Origin of the sequence: Limnohabitans sp. TEGF004 (assembly GCF_027924965.1) — a bacterium.
In the GTDB taxonomy this organism is placed as follows: domain Bacteria; phylum Pseudomonadota; class Gammaproteobacteria; order Burkholderiales; family Burkholderiaceae_C; genus Limnohabitans.
Genome location: NZ_AP027056.1, coordinates 2242611 through 2267651, shown reverse-complemented (window position 1 = coordinate 2267651; position 25041 = coordinate 2242611). Strand labels below are relative to the sequence as shown.

The following is a 25041-nucleotide window of genomic DNA, read 5'->3' as shown; positions in this document are numbered from 1 at the left end:
CATGTCAGTTCATCTCACTCCTCCCAATCCCGCAGATTTGCACGCCATTGCAGGCGTGCGCATTGGTGTCACGCAAGCAGGTGTTCGCAAAGCTGGCCGCAAAGATTTGACTGTTGTCTTGATTGACGAAGGCGCATCGGTCAGTGGCGTGTTCACGCAAAACCGTTTTTGCGCAGCACCTGTACAAGTGTGTCGCGAGCATTTGGATTCAGGCCAGGGCATCCGTGCCATGGTGGTGAACACGGGCAATGCCAACGCGGGCACGGGCGAAGAAGGCCTCAAACGCGCACGCGAAACTTGCGTGGCTTTGGCGGAAGCTTTGCATATTTCGCCAAACCAAGTGTTGCCGTTTTCCACAGGCGTGATCATGGAGCCGTTGCCGCACGACCGCATCATTGCGGGGATGCCAGCGGCTATTGCAGCGGCAGGTAAAACTGGTTCTGCACAGCAGTGGGCCGATGCCGCCGAAGGCATCATGACCACCGACACCGTGCCCAAGGCGGCCAGCACGCAAGTGCAAATTGACGGCGCAACAGTGAGCGTCACGGGCATCAGTAAAGGCGCTGGCATGATTCGCCCCAACATGGCCACCATGTTGGGCTATGTGGCCAGCGACGCATGCGTGGCGCCGGTGTTAATGAAAGAGTTGTCGTTGGCCTTGGCTGAAGGTTCGTTCAACCGCATCACAGTAGACGGCGACACATCAACCAACGACTCGTTTGTGGTCATTGCCACCAACAAAGCCAACCACGCGCCCATCACCAGTTTGCAAAGCGCAGAAGGCCAAGCCTTGCTGCAAGCCATGTTGCAAGTGGCGCGTCAACTGGCGCAAGCCATCGTGCGCGATGGTGAAGGCGCTACCAAGTTCATCACGATTCGCGTGGAAGGTGGCAACACCAGCGCCGAGTGCCGTCAAGTGGCCTACGCCATCGCGCATTCACCTTTGGTGAAAACAGCCTTCTTTGCCAGCGATCCCAACTTGGGCCGCATCTTGGCGGCGGTGGGCTATGCGGGCATCACCGACCTCGACCAAACTGGCATCGATTTGTATTTGGACGATGTGCATGTGGCCATTCAAGGTGGCCGTCACCCTGAGTACCGTGAAGAAGAGGGGCAACGTGTGATGAAGCAATCCGAAATCACCGTGCGTGTGGTCTTAGGTCGTGGCACTGCCAGCGACACCGTGTGGACGTGTGATTTGAGCCACGACTACGTCAGCATCAACGCCGACTACCGCAGCTGATGACAGACGCACTCCACCCCCTTGAACGCTTGGTGCAACGCGCCGAGTTGTTGATGGCACGCATTGAGCAAGTGCTGCCGCAACCCATGGCAGAGCCTGACTGGTCGGCCAGTGTCGCCTTTCGCTACCGCAAGCGCAGCAGCGGTCGCGGGGGCTTAGAGCCCGTGCGCCATGTGGCCAAACTGGGCTTGGCCGACTTGCAAGAGATCGATGGCCAAAAAGAAAAAATTCAGCGCAACACCGAGCAGTTTGTCAAAGGTTTGCCTGCCAACAACGTGCTGCTCACTGGCGCGCGTGGCACGGGTAAGTCATCGCTGATCAAAGCCTGCTTGAACGAGTACGGCCCACAAGGTTTGCGCCTGATTGAGGTCGACAAAGATGACCTGACCGACTTGCCCGACATCATTGAGCTGGTGTCTGAGCGTCCTGAAAAGTTCATGATCTTTTGCGATGACTTGAGCTTTGAAGATGGCGAGCCCGGCTACAAAGCCCTCAAGTCGATCTTGGATGGATCGATTGCAGCAGCCACGCCCAATGTGTTGATTTACGCCACCAGCAACCGTCGCCATTTGTTGCCCGAGTACATGAAGGAAAACCTTACGTACACGCACACCGAAGATGGTGAAGTGCATCCGGGCGAAGGCGTGGAAGAAAAGATTTCTTTGTCCGAGCGTTTTGGTTTGTGGGTGAGTTTTTATCCCTTCAGCCAAGACGAGTACCTGACTATTGCAGCGCAATGGTTGGCCTCATTTGGTGTCAAACCTGCCGAGATTGAGGCTGCCAAGCCTGAGGCTTTGGTGTGGGCTTTGGAGCGTGCTTCACGCAGCGGCCGTGTGGCGTATCAGTTTGCACGCGACTACGCAGGCAAGCACGCTGCGTAAATCACGCACATCAACACGATGACCGAAACACTTGTGCGCGTGGTTGATGCAGACCAACCGCGTTCAGCCGACCGCAGTTTGGTGCAAGTGGCGGTGGGTGTGTTGGTGCGTGCAGACCATGCTTTTTTGCTCACCAGTCGCCCTGACGGCAAAGCGTATGCAGGTTACTGGGAATTTCCGGGCGGCAAGTTGGAAGTGGATGAAACCGTTGAGCAAGCGTTGCGCCGCGAGCTGCAAGAGGAAATTGGTCTCACCATTCAAGACTGCATCTTGTGGAAGACCGAGCGCATCGACTACCCCCATGCCTTGGTGCAGCTGAATTTTTGCAAAGTCACGCAATGGACGGGTGAGTTGCAAATGCTGGAATCACAGTCGTTTGCTTGGCAGCAGCTGCCGGTTGAGGTCAAGCCTGTGTTGCCGGGGACACTGCCTGTGTTGCAGTGGTTTGCACAAGAGCGTGGGTTTGTGGGTGACACACACAACAACTAAGCCTGAGCATGAATTGGTAGCCATTCAAAAAGCGCCGTTGAGTAGGCGCTTTTTTATTGCAAAGTTGTGTTTTCGAAGTCCGCGTCGTCTTGCGGTGTTTGATCGGGCAAGCGGTGTTCTTCGCTGGCCCAAGCGCCTAGGTCAATGTTGCGGCAGCGCTCACCGCAAAAAGGGCGATACACATTTGCCGCTTCGTAGCGGCTAGGACCGCCACACTGCGGGCACACAACGATGCGAACCTCAGTGTCACCCATGGCTTAAACGCAAAGAGCCATTTCAAAAGGCACGTCGTCGGTGCTGTGCTGCAAACGGCCATCGCCGTCTTGACGCATCATGCGCACCCAAATCATCAAGCGATTGCCGCTGATTTCTGGGACGAAACCCAGTGCGGGGTCAATGGCCACGCGCATGAGTTGGAACTTGCCCTGTGCCAACGACTGTTGGAATTGGCCGCCCATAGCCATCATTTTTTGAGTGGTGCCGGTGTCGCGCATCAGCGAAAGCAAGAGGTTCACCGAATCTTTCATGGGCTGGAACACTTCAAACCAACGCAAGATATCCGTGCGACGCACATCCGGACTTTGTTGTTGCCATGCGTGGTAGGCAGGCAAATCAAAACAGCAGGTGCCGCCAGGAATGGCCACGCGGTTACGCAAGGCAGAGAGCCATTCATTTTCTGTGATGTTTTGCCCAATCTTGCCCACAGCACCGTTGAGCCCGCCGTAGCAATGGTCGATGTTGTCGAGCAACTGTTGCAGCGCCGTTTCAGACACCGAGGGGTTGCCACGCAATGAGTTGAACTGTTGTTTGTGACGCTCTAAGTCTTTGAGCACATCGGACTTGAGGTCTGTGCGTCCACCGGCTTCGACCAACTCAAACAACGTGGTGAGCGCAAAGTGGTTGTCCACCGGATGATCGCGCTGGGTGAGTTCTTCAAAACGCTGAAACAGGTGTTCCAAGCGCAGGTAAGTGCGCACACGTTCGTTGAAGGGATGTTCGTACAGAATCACGCGAAAAAAGCTCAGTGTTGGACTGTTGTAAGTGTGAGGATCATACCCGTTCACAGGGTGTTTCCTTTTGATCTAAGTCGTAGGAATCGGTAGGTTTCCCACGTCAATGCGCAGCGTTTCAAGGCTGATGGTGTCGTTGTTAATCACCCAATCGGCTGCTGCTAATTTCTGAGCGCGCGAGGCTTGTGCCGCAATGATGCTTTGAACGGTTTCGCGGCTCAAACCGTTTCGAGTCATGACCCGTTGGATTTGGGTTGCTTCTGTGCAGTCCACGACCAAAACCCGGTCCACCTGCATGCGCCAACGTGCGCCTGATTCAACCAACAGAGGTACGTCAAACACCAAAGTGTTGTGGCCTTTGGCCAGGGCTTCTTGCGCTTGCCGTTGGGTTTCTTGCGCAACCAAGGGATGGATGATGGCTTCCAGTGCTTGCTTGGCTTGGGGTTGGCTGAAGAACACATGGGCACGCATGCGTTCGCGGTCCAGTGCGCCGTCTGAGGTGATGAAGTTAGGTCCAAAGGTGCGTGCAATGGCAGGCATGGCCGCACCGTGGGCGGCGGTCACGTGGCGTGCAATGACATCGGCGTCAATCAGAGCCGCGCCACGGGCTTGCAGCATTTGACCGACCGTGCTTTTGCCGCTGCCAATGCCGCCAGTTAAGCCAATGCGAAGTGGAGTGGGCCTAGATGTCATGGTGCTGAGTCTATGCAAAAAATCACCAACCCATCCAGCGTGCAATCACATCAATTCCGATGACGGCAACCGCCAAGCCAGCCATCGCTAAGAAAGGTCCGAAGGGCACATACCCATCGCTGCGCAGCCGATGGGTAAATTTCAAAATCAAGCCCACACTGGCACCGCTGAGGCTGGCCAGCATGACCACGGGCAGCAACGCCAGAGGACCCAACCAAGCACCTAGGCCCGCAAGAAGTTTGAAGTCGCCAGCCCCCATGCCTTGCTTGCCTGTGAGGCGTTCAAACACCGTTGCGATGGACCACAGCGAGGTATACCCAATCACCGCGCCCCAGACGGACTCAGAGAGCCGCAATGGCAACCAACCCAAGGCGCAGGCCATCAGTCCCCCCCACACCAAGGCTTGCGTGAGGTCATCTGGCAACAAGGTGGTTTGCCAGTCAATCACAGACAGTGCCAACAGCGTGGTGATAAAACCAGCCCAGCAAAAGCCTGTGGCGTTGAATCCCCAGTACCAAATACTACTGAGCCAAATCAAAGCGGTGGTGAGTTCGATGACTGGGTATTGCGCGCTGATGTTGTGTCTACAAAAACTGCAGCGGCCTTTGAGCCACACGTAGCTAAGCACTGGGATGTTGTGCCACACCTTGAGTGGTGATTGGCATTGCGGGCAATGCGAGGCGGGCCAGCACAGGTTGTAGGGCTGTGCGTCGCTGACATGGGCGTCGCCCATGATCATGCGTGGCAATCGATGGATCAACACATTGACAAAGCTACCCACAACCAAGCCCAGCCCAAAGGCGAGAGTCAGGTCCCACGTCATACCACTTGCCCCAGTTGAAAAATCGGAAGATACAAAGCCATGACCAAGCCGCCAATCAATACACCCAGCACCACCATGATGAAAGGCTCTAAGAGTGTAGACAGTCGCGAGACGGTGCTCTCGACTTCACGTTCGTAGTGCTCTGCGGTCTTTTCAAGCATGTGATCAAGTGCCCCAGACTCTTCGCCAATCGCGCACATTTGCACCACCATGGTCGGAAACAAACCGTGGGTGCTTTCAAGCGCTTGCGACAAAGCACGGCCTTGAATGAGCTGCGCTTGAATCGCTTGCGTGGCGTCTTGAAACAACAGATGACCCGTCACGCCTTGAACTGCTTCCAGTGCTTCAGTGAGTGGTACGCCAGACGCAAACAAGGTGGCCAAGGTGCGGGTCCAACGTGCTGTGCACGCGTGGCGGGTGAGTGGGCCTGCAATCGGGATGTGCAGCAGCAAACTGTGTAAATGACGCTGCCAGTGAATGCGTTGTTTTATCAGTTGTCTCAGCCGCCATGTGCCGATGAACAAGATCAGTATGAGCCACAGTCCGTAGCGCTGAATGCCGTCACTCAGCGCAATTACCCAACGCGTGAGCCACGGCAGTTCGGCACCGAAAGAAGCAAAGATGTTTTGAAAAGCAGGCACCACAAATGCCAAAATCAAAACCAGCACGATGCTGGCAATGCCCAGCACCGCACTGGGATAGACCAACGCGGAGCGAATGGTGGTGCGCAAGGTCTCTGACTTTTCAAGGTGATGGGCCAAGCGCTCCAGCATGTCGTCGAGCATGCCTGCCAACTCCCCCACGGCGACGAGGTTGCAGTACAGCGCATCAAATTCAGTATGCTGCCTCAAGGCTTGGTTGAGTGCCATGCCCCCTTCGATGTTCGCTTGCAGTTTACGAATGATTGTCTTTAACACCACCTTGTTTTCCCCGCGATCCAGAATGCCGAAGGCTTGTAGCAATGGCACACCTGCGTGCAGCAGCGTTGCCAATTGGCGTGTGAATTGGGTGATGTCGCGTGCCGATGCGCGCGGCTTGGTTTGGTGTTGCAACCATGTAGGCAGTGCGTACTGACGCTGGATATGTGTGGCCCGAATGCGCTGTTCGCGCAGCAGCGCAGCCACTTCATCTTTGCCAGCGGCATGCGTTTCGCCGTTGACGACTTGGCCTTGGCGGTCAACACCGCGCCATGCGTAACGTTGCTTAGCCATGGTGGGTCAACGCCAAAACTTCTTCTGTCGATGTGACGCCTTGTAAAACCTTGAGCCATCCAGCTTGACGCAATGTGCGCACCCCTTCTAGCGCGGCCTGCGCAGCCAGTGCTTGGGCATCGCTGTCGCGCATGATGAGCGCTTGCATCGCATCGCTGATGGGCATGACTTGGTACACACCGGTGCGTCCTTTGTAGCCCTTGTCACATGCCTCACAGCCAACCGCTTTGTAGAGTTCGGGCTGTGTTCGTATGTGCGGTGGAATGGCTTGGTTGTCTCGTTCGTTGAGTTGGCTGAAGAAAAAATCGATTTGCGCTGTATTCAACGGCTGTTTGCAGTGTTCGCATAACCGTCGCACCAAACGCTGCGCGGTAATCAGGCTCACGCTGGCGGCCACATTGAACGCAGCCACCCCCATGTGACGCAAGCGAGCCAAAGTGCCAGGCGCATCGTTCGTGTGCAGGGTGGACAACACCAAGTGACCGGTTTGTGCGGCTTGAATGGCAATTTCTGCTGTTTCTAAATCGCGAATTTCCCCCACCATGATGACGTCTGGGTCTTGCCTCAACAATGCACGCAGCGTGGTGGCAAAGGTCAAACCTGCGCGGTCATTGATATTGACCTGATTGGCGCCGGGCAGGTGAATTTCCGAAGGGTCTTCGACCGTCGAGATATTCACCTCGGTGCGGTTTAGCAACTCAAGGCAGCTGTACAACGAGAGAGTTTTGCCCGAGCCGGTTGGGCCGGTCATCAAAATCAAACCATGGGGTTGACCTAGGGCTTGCACCAGTTTGGCGCGGTCATCTGGTTCATATCCCAGGGCAGCCAAGCCTGGGCGCTCACGGCTGAAATTCAAAATGCGAATCACGATTTTTTCGCCATGCAGCGTTGGTAGTGAGCTCACGCGTAAATCAATGAGTTGTTCAACGTGCGGGTATTGAATGCGTCCGTCTTGTGGCAGGCGTTTTTCGGCAATGTCCATGCGTGCCAACACCTTGATGCGCGACATCACAGAATCCCGCAAAGACAGTGCGGGCGTTGCAGCGATACGCAGCAAACCATCTATGCGAAATCGTGCACGAAAAAAGTCTTCGCCGCTTTCAAAGTGCACATCGGATGCGCCTTGGGCTAAGGCTTGGCGCAGCAAATCATCCAGTGTGTTGGTCGCTGTGTCGGGAGGCGTGGCCATGCAATTCCTCATTTTTTGAATGAGAATTTTTGCCGCTTTACCTTGGTGAAGGGAGGGTCGCCATTACAAAAAGATGGTTGTCTATATATCGCTGCCGATTAGCCAAATACGCCAAATGGCGTATTTTCCAAAGAGATAAATTTAAGTAAACTGCCCAAATCAGCATTGCTGATAAAAATCAACAATAGGAACAACTAACGTGAACAAGACCGAACTCATTGAACACATCGCAGGTAAATCTGATATTTCAAAAGCTGCCGCTACACGCGCACTCGCTTCTATCATTGATGCTGTCAAAAAGACACTCAAAAAAGGCGACACCGTGACTTTGGTTGGTTTTGGTACTTTCAGCGTCAGCAAGCGTGCTGCGCGTACAGGCCGTAACCCACGCACAGGCGCTGCTTTGAAAATCAAAGCTGCTAAGGTGCCACGTTTCAAACCTGGTAAAGGTTTGAAAGATGCTTTGAATTAATATTCAAATCAAATTCATAAAAGCCCGCTTTGTGCGGGCTTTTTAATTTCCGGAAGTTATGTTTAAAATAACTGCTTCATTTAAAACATATTGAACAGGAATATCTCATGGCACGTACCACGGTTGCAAATCAACTCGCCGCTATCCGTAAACAGCGCGAAATCTTGGACAAAAAAGAGCAGGCTTTGAAATCCAAGTCACATGACAAAGTGCTCGCAACAATTGTTGCGTTGGCGAAAGAAGCTGGTTTAACCGCTGCCGATATCACCAAAGCATTGAGCGCTGGCAAGCCTGCCAAGGCAGGCAAAGCTCCTAAAGCCGCCAAAAAAGGTGCGTTGGCGGGTAAGAAAGTGGCTCCTAAATATCGCAACCCAGCCAATCCTGAACAAACTTGGACTGGCCGTGGTGTGTCGCCAACTTGGGTTCAAGCATTGAAAGCTGCTGGCATATTAGATTCAGCGTTGATTGCACAGCCCACTGCTGTTTAATTTATATATGCCGATACTGAATCATGAATCGCTTTAAACACTTGGTTTATGCCTTAGCGCTGGTTGGTTTTGCTGCTTCAGCCAAACCAATTGGCAACTATCCCTCGATTCATTTGAGTGAGTTGCCAGATCCTTTGCGGTCTGTATGGAAAGAACTCAAGCCTGAAATGAATGAAATGAGCCACTGCGCGACTGCCTTTGATAGTCACTCCGATGGCGAAAAAATGGCATTTCGCTGCTCAATTCATATCAAGATGTCGGCCGAGGGTGAGCGCCGTGCCATGCGTTATTGCGAGGAAAAGCGAGCAGAAAAGGGCATCAAAATGCCCTGTAAATTGGTCGAAGAGTAATTAATTTGATGCGCAGTGTTTAACGCACCAAATTCAACTTTTGCATGATTTGCTGCGTAGCTTGAATAATGGGGGCTGCACAAGCCGCCAGCTTGTCAGGCGCGATCGATTGATGTGCCCACTGATCAGCGCGATCTAGGATTAAATAAAAATCGGTCATGCTGCCGATTTCAAAAGCCTCGTCTTTGGCCTTCATGATTTCCAGCAGCGTCAAATAGCCTAAGAAATACAAGGCGAACATCAAAGAAATGGAAGCATTTTGCGACAACTCGTGGTCATCCACGAGTTCCGCAAACATTTCACGAATCGTATCAATCGTGACAATTTCATTCGGGTCGAATTTAAATTCTGCTTTGAAACAATCGCAGGCAATGTCCCATTGCTGAATGCTATCGGTGTAGGGTTTGTCTAAATCGTGCATTCGATGGGCTTTATGAAAAGATTAATTGCGGCGATCAAGCAGCTGTGCCGCCAAAGCATGCATGGCATCGCGATAAGCGCTGGCTGGCAAGATATTCAAAGCGGCAATGGCGCGTTCGGCTTCAGCGCTGGCTGCGGCGCGGGTGGCCTCCAGTGCGCCTGTGCTGCGGACAATGTCTACGATTTCGGCCAAGGCATCCATTTCGCCATTTTCAATGGCGCTTTGAATAGTTTGGCGTTGTGCAGGCGTGCCGCGCTGCATGGCGATGATCAGCGGCAAGGTGTTTTTACCTTCACGCAAATCGTCGCCTAGGTTTTTGCCCAGTTCTTTGGCGTCGCCGTCATAGTCAAGCACATCGTCAATGACTTGAAAAGCTGTGCCCAAGGCTTGCCCATAGTCAGCACAGGCAGCTTCTACTTCGGGTGAGCATTTCGCCAGAATGGCAGCCAAGCGTGTGCTGGCTTCAAAGAGTTTGGCCGTTTTAGAGCGGATCACACGCAAATAGCCGGCTTCGTCCAGCGAGGCGTCGTGCATATTCATGAGTTGCAGTACTTCGCCTTCGGCAATCACGTTGGTGGCTTCGGCCAGCACTTCCATGACGCGCATTTCGCCCGAGTCCACCATCATTTGGAAGGCGCGTGAATACAAGAAGTCGCCCACCAACACGCTGGCGGGGTTGCCAAACGATTCGTTGGCCGTGGGGCGGCCACGGCGCAGGGTGGATTCGTCCACCACATCGTCGTGCAGCAAGGTGGCGGTGTGGATGAACTCCACCACAGCGGCCAAATTGTGGCGCTGGCCGTCGGTGTAGCCCAAGGCACCGGCCATGAGCAAGAGCAGGGCGGGGCGAATGCGCTTGCCACCTGCAGAGATGATGTACTGAGACACGGTGCTCACCAGCGGCACGCCCGAATCCAAGCGTTGCGCGATGACGCGGTCAACTTCTGCCATATCGGCAGCAATCAGGGCTAAGGGGTTGGCGGGTGTAGTGGACAAAGCGTGACTAGGAAAAATGGGACGAAACGCGTCGAAACGCTGCTAGATTATAGGGATTGGCCAAGCAAGCCCTTTCACTGCTATAATTTCGGGCTCTGCGGAAATCCGTCCGTAGATATCCACATAGATTCTTATCTAGAGGTCTCACATGTACGCGGTCATAAAAACCGGTGGCAAACAGTATCGTGTTGCTGCTGGTGAAAAAATTAAAGTAGAACAGATTGCTGCGGACGTAGGCCAAGAGATTGTGATCGATCAAGTTTTGGCAGTCGGTAACGGCGCTGAACTCAAGGTCGGCACACCCTTGGTGTCCGGTGCAACTGTCACAGTGACAGTTTTGTCTCATGGCAAACACGACAAAGTTCGCATTTTCAAAATGCGTCGTCGTAAGCACTATCAAAAACGCCAAGGGCATCGTCAGCAATTCACTGAATTGCAGATTGCTTCCATCAACGGCTAAGGAGCATTTGACATGGCACAGAAAAAAGGCGGCGGCTCTACGCGCAACGGGCGTGATTCCAAGCCCAAAATGCTCGGTGTGAAAGCTTTCGGCGGTGAGTTGATCTCCGCTGGCTCCATCATCGTGCGTCAACGTGGTACCAAATTCCACCCCGGCGTCAACGTCGGCGTGGGCAAAGACCACACTTTGTTCGCATTGGTTGACGGCCACGTCTCGTTCGGCGTTAAAGGCGCTTTGAACAAGCACATGGTCAACATCACACCCGTTTGATTTTTTCAAACTGATTTGTGACAAAGCCCCGACTTGTCGGGGCTTTACTTTTTACACTAGACCCATGAAATTCGTAGACGAAGCCTATATCGACATCGCCGCTGGTGATGGGGGGAACGGCTGCGTCTCCTTCCGTCATGAGAAGTACAAAGAGTTCGGCGGCCCCAACGGTGGCGACGGCGGGCGCGGCGGCCATGTGTTCGCCGTAGCTGACCCCAACCTCAACACCTTGGTTGACTTCCGTTACTCACGCCGCCACGAGGCCAAACGCGGCCAACACGGCATGGGCTCCGACATGTTCGGCCATGCAGGCGACGACATCATTTTGAAAATGCCCGTGGGCACCATCATCACCGACGTCGAAACCGGCGACGTGTTGTTTGAGTTGCTCACCCCAGGCGAAGTCATCACCATCGCCAAGGGCGGTGACGGTGGCTTTGGCAATATGCGTTTCAAGAGCGCGATCAACCGCGCGCCGCGTCAAAAAACACCGGGCTGGCCCGGTGAAAAGCGCGAACTCAAACTTGAGTTGAAGGTCTTGGCCGATGTCGGTTTGTTGGGCATGCCCAACGCTGGCAAATCCACTTTGATTTCCGCCATTTCCAATGCGCGCCCCAAGATTGCCGACTATCCCTTCACCACCTTGCACCCCAACTTAGGTGTGGTGCGTGTGGCCGCAGAGCAAAGCTTTGTGGTGGCCGATGTGCCGGGTTTGATTGAAGGCGCGTCTGACGGCGCGGGCTTGGGCCACCAGTTCTTGCGCCATTTGCAGCGCACACGTTTGTTGCTGCATCTTGTGGACATTGCGCCGTTCGATGAAGGCGTGGATCCTGTGGCGCAAGCCAAGGCCATCGTCAACGAACTTAAAAAATACGACAAAGCCTTGTACGACAAGCCGCGTTGGGTTGTGCTCAACAAGCTCGACATGGTCGCAGCCGATGAGCGCGAAGCCTTGGTGGCTGACTTCGTTAAGCGCATGAAATACAAAGGTCCCGTGTTCCAAATCTCTGCGCTCACGCGCGAAGGTTGCGAGCACCTGATCAAAGATATCTACAAACACATCAAAGCGCAGCAAGTCTCTGAGCAACCGCCAGAGTACGTGGACCCGCGCTTTGCTGAGCCCACGCCTGAATAAGCAGCCATGACGCCTTCCACCTCCACCGTGTTGCGCGATGCACGCCGCATCGTGGTCAAGGTCGGCTCTAGCTTGGTCACTAACGAAGGCCGTGGCTTAGATGAACAAGCCATTGGCGAATGGTGCCGCCAGCTCAGCGCCTTGGTGCGCGATGGCCGCGAAGTCATCATGGTGTCCAGCGGCGCGATTGCCGAAGGCATGAAGCGCTTGGGCTGGACCACCCGCCCACAAGAACTGCACGAGCTGCAAGCCGCAGCCGCTGTCGGGCAAATGGGCTTGGCCCACATGTACGAAACCAAGCTGCGCGAAAACGGTTTGGGCTCAGCCCAAGTCTTGCTCACGCACGCGGATCTTGCTGACCGCGAGCGTTACCTCAATGCCCGTTCCACTTTGTTGACATTGCTCACGCACGGCGTGTTGCCCGTCATCAACGAGAACGACACCGTGGTGAACGACGAAATCAAGTTTGGCGACAACGACACTTTGGGCGCCTTGGTGGCCAATTTGGTCGAGGCCGATGCCCTCATCATCTTGACCGACCAAAAAGGTTTGTACACCGCCGACCCGCGCCGCGACCCGGCTGCCACTTTTGTGCACGAAGCACGCGCAGGTGACGCCAAGCTCGAAGACATGGCGGGCGGCGCAGGCTCCAGCATTGGCAAGGGCGGCATGATCACCAAAATCTTGGCAGCCAAACGCGCCGCAGGTTCGGGTGCATCCACCGTCATCGCATGGGGCCGCGAGCCTGATGCTTTGGTACGTTTGACGCAGGGCGAAGCCATTGGTACTTTGCTGGTGGCGCAAACTCAAAAGCAGCAAGCCCGCAAGCAGTGGATGGCCGACCATCTGCAACTGCGCGGCTCCGTCACCATCGACGATGGCGCGGTGAGTAAGCTCAAGGGCGATGGTTCCAGCCTCTTGCCCATTGGTATGACAAGCGTGGACGGCGATTTCTCTCGTGGTGAAGTCATCGCCATTCTGGATGGTCAAGGCCAAGAAGTTGCACGCGGCTTGGCCAACTATGCAGCCGCCGAAGCGCGTTTGCTGTGCCGCAAGCCATCCAGCCAAATGTCTGAATTGCTTGGTTACGCCGCCGAGCCAGAGATGGTGCACCGCGACAACTTGGTGCTATTCAAATAAGAAAAAGCCCACCGAAGTGGGCTTTTTCATGAGCCTTCGCGATATCGCAAATCGGCCTGTGGGTCTGGATCAAAGGTCGCGCCTGGCGGCAGTTCCATGTTAATCGCCGGACCAAATCGCTTGTAGCTGGTAACGTGCTCTTGTTGCTGATGTTGACCTGCACGCAAATAACGGCTGCGGTTATCTTGGCGCGGCAAAAAGCGTGACAGCTCGGTCAGCGCCATTTCGTAAACCCCGCGTTTGAACTCGACCACCAAATCGAGCGGCACCCAGTAGTCGTTCCAGCGCCAAGCATCAAACTCGGGATGGTCGGTGGCACGCAAATTCAGATGATGGTCAGGCGCAACCATTTGCAGCAAAAACCAAATTTGCTTTTGGCCTTTGTAAAACCCGCGCGCGTCACGGCGGATGAACCGGTCTGGCACCTCATAGCGCAACCAATCACGGGTACGGGCAACAATACGCACATGCTCTTGTCTGAGCCCCACTTCTTCGTGCAATTCACGAATCATGGCCTGCTCTGGCGTTTCGCCACGGTCGATGCCGCCTTGCGGGAACTGCCAGCTGTGGGTGCGGATGCGCTTACCCCAAAAAACCTGATTTTTCTGGTTGAGCAAGATGATGCCGACGTTGGGTCTGAACCCTTCTCGGTCAAGCATAATCGAACCTCAAATTTTTAAACTGAGTCGATTATGCACAGAGCTGCAGCAGTTCACTCAGAATTTGCCCTAATTCCCTACTAAATTGACGATTCGATTGCACGCATGAAAGCCTCCCAGTTTCTCATTTCCACCCTCAAAGACGCCCCAGCTGACGCAGAAGTGGTCAGCCACAAATTGATGATGCGCGCGGGCTTGATCAAAAAGCTCGGTGCTGGCATTTACAACTACATGCCCATGGGCTTGCGCGTGATCCGCAAGGTCGAAGCCATCGTGCGCGAAGAAATGAACAAAGCGGGCGCAATTGAGCTGACCATGCCCGTGGTGCAACCCGCTGAGCTGTGGCAAGAAACCGGCCGCTTCGACAAGATGGGCCCAGAGCTCTTGCGTATCAAAGACCGCCACGGCCGCGACTTTGTGGTGCAACCCACCAGCGAAGAAGTGGTGACCGACATCGCCCGCCAAGAAATTCGCAGCTACAAACAGCTGCCTAAAAACTTCTACCAAATTCAAACCAAATTCCGCGACGAGCGTCGCCCACGTTTTGGTTTGATGCGCGGCCGCGAATTCATCATGAAAGATGCGTACAGCTTTGACCGCGATCAAGACAGCGCCAAGCAAAGCTACCAAGTCATGGCGGGTGCGTACCGCAACATTTTTGACCGCTTCGGTTTGACCTACCGTGCCGTAGCCGCAGACAGCGGCGCGATTGGTGGCGACTTGAGCGAAGAGTTCCAAGTGATTGCCGCCACCGGCGAAGACGCCATCGTCTATTGCCCCACCAGCAACTACGCCGCCAACATGGAAAAGGCCGAGGCTTTGGCACCTGCGCAAACGCGCGGCGCAGCCACTCAGGCTATGACCAAAACCGCCACACCCGGCAAGAGCACATGCGAAGACGTGGCTGCTTTGTTGAATGTGCCGTTGAACACCACCGTCAAATCATTGGTGTTGGCCACCGATACCCTCAACGACAGAGGCGAAGTCGTCAAATCGCAAGTGTGGCTCTTGCTCTTACGTGGTGACCACGATATGAACGAAGTCAAAGTGGGCAAACTGCCCGGCTTTGAAGGTGGATTCCGCTTTGCTACCACTGCTGAGATTGAAGACCATTTCGGTTGCAAGCCTGGTTACCTTGGTCCCGTGAATTTGAAGCAGCCCTTGAAAATCGTGGCCGACCGCGATGTGGCTGTGATGGCCGATTGGATTTGCGGTGCTAACGAGGTGGATTTCCACATGACCGGCGTGAACTTTGGCCGTGATGTGGTCGAACCTGATTTGGTGGCCGATATTCGCAACGTGGTGGCGGGTGACGCTTCGCCGGATGGTCAAGGCGTGCTCGCCATTGAGCGCGGCATTGAGGTGGGCCATGTGTTCTACCTCGGCACCAAATACAGCCAAGCCATGAACGCCACGTTCTTGGACGTGAACGGCAAACCGCAGTTCATGGAAATGGGCTGCTACGGCATTGGCGTTACGCGCTTGCCGGCTGCTGCCATCGAGCAAAACCACGATGAGCGCGGCATCATTTGGCCCGACGCGATTGCGCCGTTCACCGTCGTGATTTGCCCCGTCAACATGGACCGCAGCGAAGACGTGAAAGCCGCAGCCTTCAAGCTCTACGAAGAGTTGCTGGCCTTGGGCGTGGACGTTATCTTGGACGACCGTGGCGAGCGCCCCGGCGCGATGTTTGCCGATTGGGAGCTGATCGGCGTGCCACACCGCGTGACCATTGGTGACAAGGGTTTGAAAGACGGCGTGGTCGAGTACCAAAATCGCCGCGACACCGAGTCCACCAAGGTGGCCGTGGCCGATGTGTTGGCGCATGTGAAAGCCAAGCTCGGTTTGTGATTCTCATGGCCCGCAGCCTGCGTCTTTTCAGTCGTGTGCTGCGCGCGCCAATGGCAACATGGCGGCTCCGTTTGGGGCCGCTTTTGTTTTTGACGTTCATCAGCGCTGTACAAGCGGGTACGCAACGTGAAGAGCCCTTGATCGACTCTGTGCGTACCGCGCTGAGTGCGGCGGTGCATCAGTCTGGCCCACCCACTTTGGTTCATGCTGATGTGAAGGCAGTCAATGCGTTTGGGCAGTGGCTGACACAAAATGAAGCGCGACTCGACAAGCATTTGCAACGTCGTAAGAGCAGCCCCACAGCTGCGAGCGTGGCAAACGTTGCCATTGCAGCTGCCCCAAATAGCTCAAATGTTGCCCCTGACTTCCTAGCGCATGAATTGGCCAACTCTCATTTGCGCCGGGAGTTTTTGCAAACGGTTTGGTACGAAAGCCAACGTGCAGGCTTAGATCCATCGCTAGTGCTCGGCCTCATTCAAGTGGAAAGCGGATTTCGTAAATTTGCCATCAGCAGCGCAGGGGCGAGAGGTTTTATGCAGGTCATGCCGTTTTGGACGCGTGTGCTGGCTGACGGGGATGCTGGTGTGCTGTTTCAAGCGCAGACCAATTTGCGCTTTGGCTGCGTCATCTTGCGGCATTACTTGAACGTTGAGAATGGAGACTTATTTTTGGCGCTAGGCCGTTACAACGGCAGCCGTGGGCAAGCGCCATATCCAAATGCTGTGCTAGCGGCACAAAAGGGGTGGCAATGAAACTGTGGCTTCTCGTGTTGGCAACGGCGCTGCTGACAGGCTGCGCCACCAAGGCTTATCGGGCAGTGGAAGGTGAGTGTGCGCCACAAGCTTGGGTCGACTACCCCGAGAGCAAAGTGCAAGTGGTTCAAACACGTCAGCGCGTGATCCATGTGTCCACCGGCATGCGCAACTGCTTCAGTCGTAGAGATGGCAACCAAGTGCACACCATTTGCAACGACATCACCCGCCCTGAATACATCCCATACCAAGAAACAGTGGTGATTGACCAAAACGAGGCAGTGCGCAAGATGGCCGTTGCGTCGTGTTCAGTCAATTTGTGTGTGCAGCGTTATGGCAATGCCCAGTGCAAAACTGACCAGTTGCTGGTGCCAGTGTCAGCACCGCCTTATAACGATGCACCCTCACCCGTGCCGTTGCCAGACCCAGTGCCCGTGCAATAAAAAAGCCCGCTTTAAGCGGGCTTTGTTCTATCGGTCCGTATCAGACTCGTATCAGACTCAAGGTCAATCAGCCGTTGATGACTTTTTGCAACTCGCCCGACTCATACATTTCCATCATGATGTCTGAGCCACCGATGAACTCGCCCTTGATGTAGAGCTGAGGGATGGTGGGCCAGTTGCTGTATTCCTTGATGCCTTGGCGAATTTCTGCGTCGTCCAGCACGTTCACAGTTTTGATGGCTTTGGGTTCTACGCCGCAAGCTTTGAGCACTTGAATTGCACGGCCCGAAAAGCCACACATGGGGAAGCTGGCGCTGCCTTTCATAAACAGCAACACTTCGTTGCCTTTCACGAGTTCATCAATGCGTTGTTGTGCGTCGCTCATGGGTTCTCTCCAAATAAAAGTTAATTATTTCACTGTTGGCCATTGTCCACCCGAGCAGCGCAGGATTCCCGCAAGGTCAGGACGGCTTTGTACGTTCACAAACCCTTGGTTGCCCAGCAAGGTTTGCACGGCATGGGCTTGGTCGTAGCCGTGTTCGAGCAGCAGCCAGCCGCTGGGCTTGAGGTGTTGCGCAGCTTCGCGCACGATGGTGCGAATGTCGTCTAGGCCATCCGCCCCAGAAGCCAGTGCGGACAAAGGCTCATGCTTCAGCGCGGCCAAGTGTTCATCATCGCTGGCCACGTAGGGCGGGTTGGACACGATCGCGTCAAAGGTGTGACCGTTCAAAGGGGCAAGCCACGAACCGTGGTGGAAGTTCACTGGCAATGCCAAGCGTTCGGCGTTTGCGCTGGCCACAGCCAAGGCATCGGCGCTGGCATCCACCGCGCTCACTTGGGCATCAGGGCGTGTGTGTTTGATGGCTAAAGCAATCGCGCCGCTGCCGGTTCCTAGGTCCACCACTTCAGGTGACGAGGTATCGGCGAGGCAAGACATGGCCCACTCCACCAAGGTTTCGGTGTCAGCGCGTGGGTCGAGCACGCGTTTGTCCACTTGCATTGTCAAGCCAAAAAACTCTTTTTGCCCAGTGATGTAGGCCACGGGTTCGGTGTTGAGGCGGCGTTGTGTATTGGTTTCAAAGGTGGCTTGAACAGCCGCGTCTAGCGGGTCATCGCCATGCGCCAACAACCAAGCGCGGTCGTGCGGTGCGCGGCCCAAGGCGTGCAGCAACAGCACTTGCGCGTCTAGGCGAGGCAGGCCTAGGGTTTGCGCCCAAGCTGCGGCTTGCATTACGGTCAACACGCTCATGTGTTGCCTTCCAATGCCGCCAGCTGTTCGGCTTCATGCGCGTGCTTCAGCGCCTGCATCGCCTCACTCAAATCACCTTCCATGATGAAGTTGAGTTTGTACAGCGTGAGGTTGATGCGGTGGTCACTCCAACGCCCTTGCGGAAAGTTGTAAGTGCGAATGCGGTCGCTGCGGTCGCCGCTGCCAATCAGGCCTTTGCGCATAGCCGCGTCTTTGGCAGCGCGCTCGGAGCGGTCTTTTTCTTGGATGCGTGCGGTCAACACTTTCAGCGCTTGTGCTTTGTTGCTGTGCTGACTGCGGCCGTCTTGGCATTCGGCCACGATGCCCGTGGGCAAGTGGGTGATGCGCACGGCAGAGTCTGTTTTGTTGATGTGCTGGCCACCCGCACCGCTGGCGCGGTAGGTGTCGATGCGCAAATCCGACGGATTGATTTTGATGGCCTCGGCTTCGTCCGGCTCGGGTAGCACCGCCACCGTGCACGCGCTGGTGTGGATGCGGCCTTGTGTTTCAGTAGCTGGAACGCGCTGCACGCGGTGGCCGCCTGACTCGAACTTGAGCCAGCCATACACGCCGTCGCCACTTGAACCTCCGTCCATGCGCACGACCACTTCTTTGTAGCCGCCCAGTTCGCTTTGTGATTCGCTCACGATCTCGGTGCGCCACCCTTGGCGCTCGGCATAGCGCATGTACATGCGCAGCAAGTCTGCGGCAAACAAGGCAGATTCGTCACCGCCCGTGCCTGCACGAATTTCGATGAAGGCAGGGCGGGCATCGTCTGGGTCTTTGGGCAGCAACATGCGTTGCAGCTCGGCTTCGAGTTGCAACAGTTCGGCTTGGGCGCTGGCAATTTCTTCTTCGGCCATGGCGCGCATGTCGGCGTCATCGCCGCCGTCTTGCAGCATTTGCTGTGCCGCTTGCACATCGGCTTCACGTTGTTGGTAGCGTGCGTAGCGGCCGGCTGTGGCGGTCACGTCGGTGTGTTCGCGTGACAAGGCCAAGAACTGCGTCATGTCCTTCATGATGTCTTCGCGAGACAGCAAGAAGTCGAGTTCATGCAAACGTTGGGTATGGCGCTCCAGCTGAGCGCGCAGAAAGTCTTTCATGGATTCAGCGCCTAACGGTTGCCGCGCAAAAAGAAATGCTCAATCGCGTGGCGTGCGCGTTCGCGCGATTCCGCATCACCCGCATGCAATTCGGCCATTGCGCCGTGCAGCATTTTTTGGGTCAGTCCGCGTGACAGGCTTTCCAGTACGGCATCCACATCGTCGCCTTTGGCAATCGCTTTACGGGCGCGGGCCAATTCGGCACTGCGCCAATCTTCGGCCTGCGCGTTGAGTTGTTGAATCAGCGGCACGTTGCTGCGTTGGTCCATCCAGTGCTCGAAGCTTTGCACGCCAGCGTCGATGATGGCTTCGGCTTGCGCTACCGCGGCTTGGCGGTTGGCTTGGCCGGTTTGCACCACGTCAGACAAATCGTCCACGGTGTACAGATACACATCTTCAAGCGACTTCACCTCAGGCTCAATGTCGCGCGGCACTGCTAAGTCGACCATGAACATGGGGCGATGTTTGCGTTGTTTGAGTGCGCGCTCGACTGCGCCCAAACCAATCAAGGGTAGGGTGCTGGCGGTGCAGCTGATGACCACATCAAACTCGTGCAGTCGTTGCGGCAAGTCGGCCAAGCGCATGACTTCGCCGCTGAATTGGGTGGCCAGTTTTTCGCCGCGTTCCAGAGTGCGGTTAGCAATGGCAATCGCCTTGGGGTTCTTGGCCGCAAAGTGCGTGGCGCACAACTCAATCATTTCGCCCGCACCTACAAACAGCACGCGGGTTTCGCTCAGGTCTTCAAACAGCTGGCTGGCCAAACGCACGGCCGCAGCAGCCATGCTGATGGAATGCGCGCCAATCTCGGTGGAGCTGCGCACTTCTTTGGCCACAGCAAAGGAGCGTTGGAATAGTTGGTTGAGCGTTGTGCCCAGTGCGCCGGCTTCAGAGGCGGCACGCACCGCGTCTTTCATTTGGCCCAAGATTTGAGGCTCGCCCAATACCATGGAATCGAGACCACTGGCCACGCGGAAGGCGTGACGGGCCGCATCGGCTTCGAGCAGTGCGTAGGTGTGGCCTTTCAGATCGTCGGCAGACACTCCGCCAGACTTGGCCAACCAAGCCATGGTCTGCTGCATTTGCGCCTCACCACCCGCGCAATAAATTTCGGTACGGTTGCAGGTGGATAGGATGGCCACCTCGCTGTCGGGCGAAAAAGAATGGCGCAGGGTCGCGAGGGTCGGACCCATTTGGTCGACCGCAAAAGCGAAACGGCCCCGCAAATCAAGCGGGGCTGTCGTGTGATTGAGGCCTAAAGCCCAGACTGCCATAACGCAGATTATAAAATTTACTCACATGGGCCCTTTAGAACAAATCCTTCACACTTTTAACTTCATCGCACCGGCATGGGGTGTGGCCCTGTTTTGTGTGCTGATAGCCCGATTCACCGCCCGTTGGTGGCTGCCTTTAGCCAGTTGGGGCTTGTTGAAACAAACGGTGGTGAGCGGTGTTTTAGGCACAGCGGTCCTGGCAGTAGGCTTAGTTTTATGGGGTGTCGACGGAAAAATGGCCACGTATTCGGCCCTCGTCATTGCCTGCGGTACAGCCCAGTGGTTGATGTGCAAAGGCTGGCAGCGTTGATGTGAAGCGCTCAAGGTGAGTTGCCTGTATGCACGTTGGCTCCTCTTCGCTTGCTCAGAATGTCGCTCACCGCGCACACAGGCAACTCGCCTTGAGCTTTGGGTTGTCGAATAACCTTAAAAGCCGATGTCGTACACCCCCAGCCCCAGTAAGTGCACTAAGGCCCTCTCCTCAGAGAACCTAAGCCCCTGCAGTAAAATCGGGCCTTAATTCGCGCCTCAATGCGCCTTAGCGCGCACATCACACCATGAATGCTCCCACCTCGCTGAACCACTTGCTCGCCACGGCTGAAGAAAGCCCGCGACTGCGCGAAATTCCCTATAACTACACCTCGTTCTCCGACCGCGAAATCGTGTTGCGTTTGCTCGGCGCAGATGCGTGGGAACTGCTGCTGCGTTTGCGCCAAGAGCGCCGCACCGGCCGCTCGGCCCGCATGTTGTACGAAGTGTTGGGCGACATCTGGGTGGTGCAGCGCAACCCCTATTTGCAAGACGACTTGCTCGACAACCCCAAGCGCCGCCTGCAGTTGGTCGAGGCTTTGCATCACCGCCTTGGTGAAGTTGAGCAACGCCGCACACCTGACGTGGACGCCGAGCGTGATCTCATGGTGGGCCAACTGTTGCAAGCCGCCAGCCGCGCGATTGAAACGTTCAACAGCCAATTTGAAGCGATTGCCGCCCTGCGCAAAAAAGCAGCGCGCATGCTCAAGAAGCACACCGCCCACGACAACATCAAGTTCGACGGCCTCTCACGTGTGAGCCATGTGACCGACGCCACCGATTGGCGTGTGGAATACCCCTTCGTCGTGCTGACCCCAGACACCGAAGAAGAAATGGCGGGCTTGGTCAAAGGTTGTATCGATCTTGGCCTCACTATCGTCCCTCGTGGCGGCGGCACAGGCTACACAGGTGGCGCGATTCCGCTCACGTGGAAGAGCGCGGTCATCAACACCGAAAAGCTCGAAGCCATGACCGAAGTCGAAATGGTCGACTTGCCTGGCATCGCGCACAAAGTGCCCACGATTTACACCGAAGCTGGTGTGGTTACCCAGCGTGTGGCCGATGCGGCTGAGCGCGGTGGTTTTGTGTTTGCGGTAGACCCCACTTCTGCCGAAGCCTCGTGCATCGGTGGCAACATCGCCATGAACGCAGGCGGCAAAAAAGCCGTGTTGTGGGGCACCGCGCTCGACAACTTGGCCAGCTGGCGCATGGTCACCCCCAATGCTGAGTGGCTCGACGTCATTCGCGTGGACCACAACCTCGGCAAGATTCACGATGCCGAGATGGCCAGCTTCGATTTGAAGTACTACCAAGCCGACGGCAAAACATTCATCCGCCAAGAGCGCCTCGACATTCCCGGCAAGTCCTTCCGCAAAGAAGGCTTGGGCAAAGACGTGACCGACAAGTTCCTCAGCGGTTTGCCCGGTGTGCAAAAAGAAGGCTGCGATGGTTTGATTACCAGCGCACGTTGGATCCTGCACCGCATGCCTGCCCACACACGCACCGTGTGTATGGAGTTCTTCGGCAACGCCAAAGACGCTGTGCCAAGCATTGTCGAAATCAAAGACTACATGTTTGCTGAGCAAAAGCGCAGCGGCGTATTGCTGGCTGGCCTTGAGCATTTGGACGACCGCTACTTGCGTGCCGTGGGTTATGCCACCAAGAGCAAACGCGGCGGCCTGCCCAAGATGTTGCTGATTGGCGACATCGCGGGTGACGATGCTGACGAAGTGGCCCGCGTCACCTCTGAGGTCTCACGCATGGCCAACACCCGCAGCGGCGAGTGCTTTGTGGCCGTGAGTGCAGAAGCGCGTAAAAAGTTTTGGCTCGACCGCAAGCGCACCGCTGCGATCAGCCGTCACACCAACGCGTTCAAGGTCAACGAAGACGTGGTGATTCCTTTGCCACGCATGGCCGAGTACACCGATGGCATCGAGCGCATCAACATCGAGCTGAGCTTGCGCAACAAGCTTGAACTGTGCGACGCGTTGGAAGATTTCTTCGTCAAAGGCAATTTGCCTCTGGGTAAATCTGACGACGCAGCCGACATTTCCACACCTGAATTGTTGGAAGACCGCGTGCAGCAAGCCCGCTCGCTTGTGGGTGAAGTGCGTGGCCTGTGGCAGCAGTGGCTCAACGAGTGCGATGCACTGTTCCCACAGTTGCAAGACCACACTTTGCGTGCGAGCTGGAAAACACAAATCCGTGCGCAGTTGCAAAACATTTTCACGGGCGCACAACTCGCGCCCATCTTGGAAGAGTGCAACGCCATTCACAAACGCGTGCTCAAAGGCCGCGTGTGGGTAGCCCTTCACATGCACGCCGGTGACGGCAACGTGCACACCAACATTCCCGTCAACAGCGACAACTACGCCATGCTGCAAACCGCTCACGAAGCGGTGGCCCGCATCATGGTGTTGGCGCGCTCGTTGGACGGCGTGATTTCTGGTGAGCACGGCATTGGTATCACCAAGCTGGAGTTTTTGACCGATGACGAGTTGAAACCGTTTGCGGATTACAAAGCCAAGGTTGACCCAGAAGGCCGTTTCAACAAAGGCAAATTGCTGCGCAACCAAGATGTGGACACATCCTTGCGCCACGCCGACTTGAGCCAAGCCTACACACCAAGCTTTGGCTTGATGGGGCATGAATCGCTCATCATGCAGCAGTCCGACATTGGTGCGATTGCCGATTCGGTGAAAGACTGTTTGCGTTGCGGCAAGTGCAAGCCCGTGTGTTCGACACACGTGCCACGTGCCAACTTGCTGTACAGCCCACGTAACAAAATTTTGGCTACGTCGCTGTTGGTCGAGGCCTTCTTGTACGAAGAGCAAACCCGCCGTGGTGTGTCCATCAAACATTGGCAAGAGTTTGAAGATGTGGCCGACCATTGCACGGTGTGCCACAAGTGTTTGACGCCTTGCCCAGTCAAGATTGACTTTGGTGACGTGACCATGAACATGCGCAACCTGTTGCGCAAGATGGGCCAAAAAACCTTCCGTCCCGGCAATGCTGCGGCGATGTTCATGCTCAATGCCACCAACCCTGAAACCATTAAGTTCGCGCGTACGGCGATGGTTGGCGTGGGCATGAAGTTGCAACGCTTTGCGCACGATCTGCTCAAAGTGGTGGCGCGCAAGCAAACCAAGGCGCCGCCTGCCACCGTGGGTGCGGCGCCCATCAAAGAGCAGGTGATTCACTTCATCAACAAGAAGATGCCGGGCAACCTGCCTAAGAAGACTGCGCGTGCTTTGCTCGACATCGAGAACAACGATTACGTGCCCATCATTCGCGACCCGAAAACCACCACCTCTGAAACAGAAGCGGTGTTCTATTTCCCCGGTTGCGGCTCTGAGCGTTTGTTCAGCCAAGTGGGCCTCGCCACGCAAGCCATGTTGTGGCACGCGGGCGTGCAAACGGTGTTGCCACCTGGCTACCTGTGCTGCGGCTATCCGCAAAAAGGCTCGGGTCAGTTCGACAAGGCCGACAAGATCATCACCGACAACCGCGTGTTGTTCCACCGTGTCGCCAACACACTCAACTACCTCGACATCAAAACCGTGGTGGTGAGCTGCGGCACTTGCTTTGACCAACTGCAAGGCTATGAGTTCGACAAAATTTTCCCTGGCTGTCGCATCGTCGACATCCATGAATATTTGCTCGAGAAGGACATCAAGCTCAGCACGGCTGACCAAGCGGGTTATTTGTTCCACGACCCATGCCACAGCCCCATGAAGCAGCAAGACCCCATGAAAACGGTCAAGGCGCTGTTGGGTGACCAAGTGCGCAAGAGCGACCGCTGCTGCGGCGAGTCTGGCACTTTGGGTGTGACGCGTCCTGACATTTCGACCCAAGTGCGCTTCCGCAAAGAAGAAGAGCTGCAAAAAGACGAAGCCGCTTTGCGTGCCATGACGGGCGAAGCCAAAGGCGACATGAAGATCCTCACCAGCTGCCCCAGCTGCTTGCAAGGTTTGAGCCGCTACGGTGATGACTTGCAAAACGGTTTGCTCGAAGCCGACTACATCGTGGTCGAGATGGCACGCAAGATGTTGGGTGAGCAGTGGATGCCCGAGTACGTGGCACAAGCCAATGCCGGTGGCATTGAGCGCGTCCTTGTTTAAATAGGAATACCT

The 25041-nt window shown here is 55.6% G+C and carries 28 protein-coding genes; 15 read left to right on the top strand and 13 right to left on the bottom strand.

All coding sequences use genetic code 11. The features are described from left to right. The first annotated feature begins 1 nt into the window (after position 1). The 3 genes from argJ to LINBF2_RS11120 are packed head-to-tail and all read left to right on the top strand — an operon-like array spanning position 2 to position 2613. Positions 2–1243 (top strand): bifunctional glutamate N-acetyltransferase/amino-acid acetyltransferase ArgJ, encoded by a 1242-nt coding sequence (gene argJ, locus LINBF2_RS11130; RefSeq protein ID WP_281888918.1) that lies wholly within the window; start codon positions 2–4, stop codon positions 1241–1243. Continuing rightward, positions 1243–2124, top strand: a complete 882-nt coding sequence (locus tag LINBF2_RS11125) for an ATP-binding protein (RefSeq protein ID WP_281888916.1) — start codon at positions 1243–1245, stop codon at positions 2122–2124. The genes argJ and LINBF2_RS11125 overlap by 1 nt, the downstream gene beginning before the upstream one ends. Before the next feature lie 18 nt (positions 2125–2142). After that, on the top strand, positions 2143–2613 hold the full coding sequence (locus tag LINBF2_RS11120) for an NUDIX domain-containing protein (protein ID WP_281888914.1): 471 nt from the start codon (positions 2143–2145) through the stop codon (positions 2611–2613). A 53-nt stretch (positions 2614–2666) separates the two neighbouring features. On the opposite strand, the gene LINBF2_RS11115 is transcribed toward LINBF2_RS11120, so the two are convergent. The 6 genes from LINBF2_RS11115 to LINBF2_RS11090 form a co-directional block, all read right to left on the bottom strand. Continuing rightward, positions 2667–2867 carry a DNA gyrase inhibitor YacG gene (locus LINBF2_RS11115; protein WP_281888913.1) on the bottom strand — a complete coding sequence of 67 codons (201 nt, stop codon included), beginning with the start codon at positions 2865–2867 and terminating at the stop codon, positions 2667–2669. 3 nt (positions 2868–2870) lie between these two features. Next, complete coding sequence (gene zapD / locus LINBF2_RS11110; protein ID WP_281891330.1) at positions 2871–3623, bottom strand: cell division protein ZapD; 753 nt, start codon at positions 3621–3623, stop codon at positions 2871–2873. Positions 3624–3695: 72 nt separating this feature from the next. After that, entirely contained in the window at positions 3696–4316 is a 621-nt protein-coding gene (coaE, locus tag LINBF2_RS11105) for a dephospho-CoA kinase (RefSeq protein WP_281888911.1), read from the bottom strand. A 22-nt stretch (positions 4317–4338) separates the two neighbouring features. Next, positions 4339–5139 carry an A24 family peptidase gene (locus LINBF2_RS11100; protein WP_281888909.1) on the bottom strand — a complete coding sequence of 267 codons (801 nt, stop codon included), beginning with the start codon at positions 5137–5139 and terminating at the stop codon, positions 4339–4341. Next, positions 5136–6350 carry a type II secretion system F family protein gene (locus LINBF2_RS11095; RefSeq protein ID WP_281888907.1) on the bottom strand — a complete coding sequence of 405 codons (1215 nt, stop codon included), beginning with the start codon at positions 6348–6350 and terminating at the stop codon, positions 5136–5138. Before LINBF2_RS11095 ends, LINBF2_RS11100 begins: the two co-directional genes overlap by 4 nt. Further along, the gene (locus tag LINBF2_RS11090) at positions 6343–7539 is read right to left on the bottom strand and encodes an ATPase, T2SS/T4P/T4SS family (protein ID WP_281888905.1); all 1197 of its coding nucleotides are present in this window, start codon (positions 7537–7539) and stop codon (positions 6343–6345) included. Before LINBF2_RS11090 ends, LINBF2_RS11095 begins: the two co-directional genes overlap by 8 nt. 199 nt (positions 7540–7738) lie before the next feature. On the opposite strand from LINBF2_RS11090, the gene LINBF2_RS11085 reads away from it, so the two are divergent. The 3 genes from LINBF2_RS11085 (at position 7739) to LINBF2_RS11075 (ending at position 8849) form a co-directional block, all read left to right on the top strand. Beyond that, complete coding sequence (locus tag LINBF2_RS11085; protein WP_104796980.1) at positions 7739–8011, top strand: HU family DNA-binding protein; 273 nt, start codon at positions 7739–7741, stop codon at positions 8009–8011. Between the two features lie 107 nt (positions 8012–8118). Next, entirely contained in the window at positions 8119–8499 is a 381-nt protein-coding gene (locus LINBF2_RS11080; protein ID WP_104796979.1) for an H-NS histone family protein, read from the top strand. 23 nt (positions 8500–8522) lie between these two features. After that, positions 8523–8849, top strand: coding sequence for a hypothetical protein (locus tag LINBF2_RS11075; protein ID WP_104796978.1), 327 nt, complete (start codon positions 8523–8525; stop codon positions 8847–8849). Between the two features lie 19 nt (positions 8850–8868). On the opposite strand, the gene LINBF2_RS11070 is transcribed toward LINBF2_RS11075, so the two are convergent. Next, entirely contained in the window at positions 8869–9270 is a 402-nt protein-coding gene (locus tag LINBF2_RS11070; protein ID WP_104796977.1) for a hypothetical protein, read from the bottom strand. A 21-nt stretch (positions 9271–9291) separates the two neighbouring features. Further along, a complete protein-coding gene (locus tag LINBF2_RS11065; protein ID WP_281891329.1) occupies positions 9292–10221 on the bottom strand; it encodes a polyprenyl synthetase family protein in 930 nt (309 codons plus the stop codon). A 193-nt stretch (positions 10222–10414) separates the two neighbouring features. On the opposite strand from LINBF2_RS11065, the gene rplU reads away from it, so the two are divergent. The 4 genes from rplU (at position 10415) to proB (ending at position 13271) form a co-directional block, all read left to right on the top strand. Next, on the top strand, positions 10415–10726 hold the full coding sequence (gene rplU, locus LINBF2_RS11060) for a 50S ribosomal protein L21 (RefSeq protein ID WP_104796975.1): 312 nt from the start codon (positions 10415–10417) through the stop codon (positions 10724–10726). Positions 10727–10738: 12 nt separating this feature from the next. Next, positions 10739–10996, top strand: coding sequence for a 50S ribosomal protein L27 (gene rpmA, locus LINBF2_RS11055; protein WP_104796974.1), 258 nt, complete (start codon positions 10739–10741; stop codon positions 10994–10996). Positions 10997–11060: 64 nt separating this feature from the next. Then, on the top strand, positions 11061–12131 hold the full coding sequence (gene cgtA / locus LINBF2_RS11050; RefSeq protein ID WP_281888901.1) for an Obg family GTPase CgtA: 1071 nt from the start codon (positions 11061–11063) through the stop codon (positions 12129–12131). A 6-nt stretch (positions 12132–12137) separates the two neighbouring features. Further along, the gene (proB, locus tag LINBF2_RS11045) at positions 12138–13271 is read left to right on the top strand and encodes a glutamate 5-kinase (RefSeq protein ID WP_281888899.1); all 1134 of its coding nucleotides are present in this window, start codon (positions 12138–12140) and stop codon (positions 13269–13271) included. Positions 13272–13297: 26 nt separating this feature from the next. Here proB and LINBF2_RS11040 read toward each other — a convergent pair whose 3' ends face one another. Continuing rightward, entirely contained in the window at positions 13298–13930 is a 633-nt protein-coding gene (locus tag LINBF2_RS11040; protein ID WP_281888897.1) for an RNA pyrophosphohydrolase, read from the bottom strand. 105 nt (positions 13931–14035) lie between these two features. On the opposite strand from LINBF2_RS11040, the gene LINBF2_RS11035 reads away from it, so the two are divergent. The 3 genes from LINBF2_RS11035 (at position 14036) to LINBF2_RS11025 (ending at position 16976) form a co-directional block, all read left to right on the top strand. Beyond that, on the top strand, positions 14036–15781 hold the full coding sequence (locus LINBF2_RS11035; RefSeq protein ID WP_281888894.1) for a proline--tRNA ligase: 1746 nt from the start codon (positions 14036–14038) through the stop codon (positions 15779–15781). Between the two features lie 83 nt (positions 15782–15864). Then, a complete protein-coding gene (locus LINBF2_RS11030) occupies positions 15865–16533 on the top strand; it encodes a transglycosylase SLT domain-containing protein (RefSeq protein ID WP_281888892.1) in 669 nt (222 codons plus the stop codon). Then, positions 16530–16976 (top strand): hypothetical protein, encoded by a 447-nt coding sequence (locus tag LINBF2_RS11025; protein ID WP_281888890.1) that lies wholly within the window; start codon positions 16530–16532, stop codon positions 16974–16976. The genes LINBF2_RS11030 and LINBF2_RS11025 overlap by 4 nt, the downstream gene beginning before the upstream one ends. Before the next feature lie 67 nt (positions 16977–17043). Here LINBF2_RS11025 and grxD read toward each other — a convergent pair whose 3' ends face one another. From grxD to hemA, 4 genes are read right to left on the bottom strand one after another with little or no spacing between them, the layout of a single operon-like run. Beyond that, the gene (gene grxD / locus LINBF2_RS11020; protein ID WP_104796968.1) at positions 17044–17361 is read right to left on the bottom strand and encodes a Grx4 family monothiol glutaredoxin; all 318 of its coding nucleotides are present in this window, start codon (positions 17359–17361) and stop codon (positions 17044–17046) included. A 24-nt stretch (positions 17362–17385) separates the two neighbouring features. After that, on the bottom strand, positions 17386–18225 hold the full coding sequence (gene prmC, locus LINBF2_RS11015) for a peptide chain release factor N(5)-glutamine methyltransferase (protein WP_281888887.1): 840 nt from the start codon (positions 18223–18225) through the stop codon (positions 17386–17388). Then, a complete protein-coding gene (prfA, locus tag LINBF2_RS11010) occupies positions 18222–19328 on the bottom strand; it encodes a peptide chain release factor 1 (protein WP_281888885.1) in 1107 nt (368 codons plus the stop codon). The genes prmC and prfA overlap by 4 nt, the downstream gene beginning before the upstream one ends. Positions 19329–19339: 11 nt before the next feature. Further along, positions 19340–20599, bottom strand: coding sequence for a glutamyl-tRNA reductase (hemA, locus tag LINBF2_RS11005; protein ID WP_281888883.1), 1260 nt, complete (start codon positions 20597–20599; stop codon positions 19340–19342). A gap of 25 nt (positions 20600–20624) precedes the next feature. Between hemA and LINBF2_RS11000 the strand changes: the two genes are divergently transcribed. After that, the gene (locus tag LINBF2_RS11000; RefSeq protein ID WP_281888881.1) at positions 20625–20909 is read left to right on the top strand and encodes a hypothetical protein; all 285 of its coding nucleotides are present in this window, start codon (positions 20625–20627) and stop codon (positions 20907–20909) included. 247 nt (positions 20910–21156) lie between these two features. Beyond that, a complete protein-coding gene (locus tag LINBF2_RS10995) occupies positions 21157–25029 on the top strand; it encodes an FAD/FMN-binding oxidoreductase (RefSeq protein WP_281888879.1) in 3873 nt (1290 codons plus the stop codon). The last annotated feature ends 12 nt before the right edge of the window (positions 25030–25041 follow it).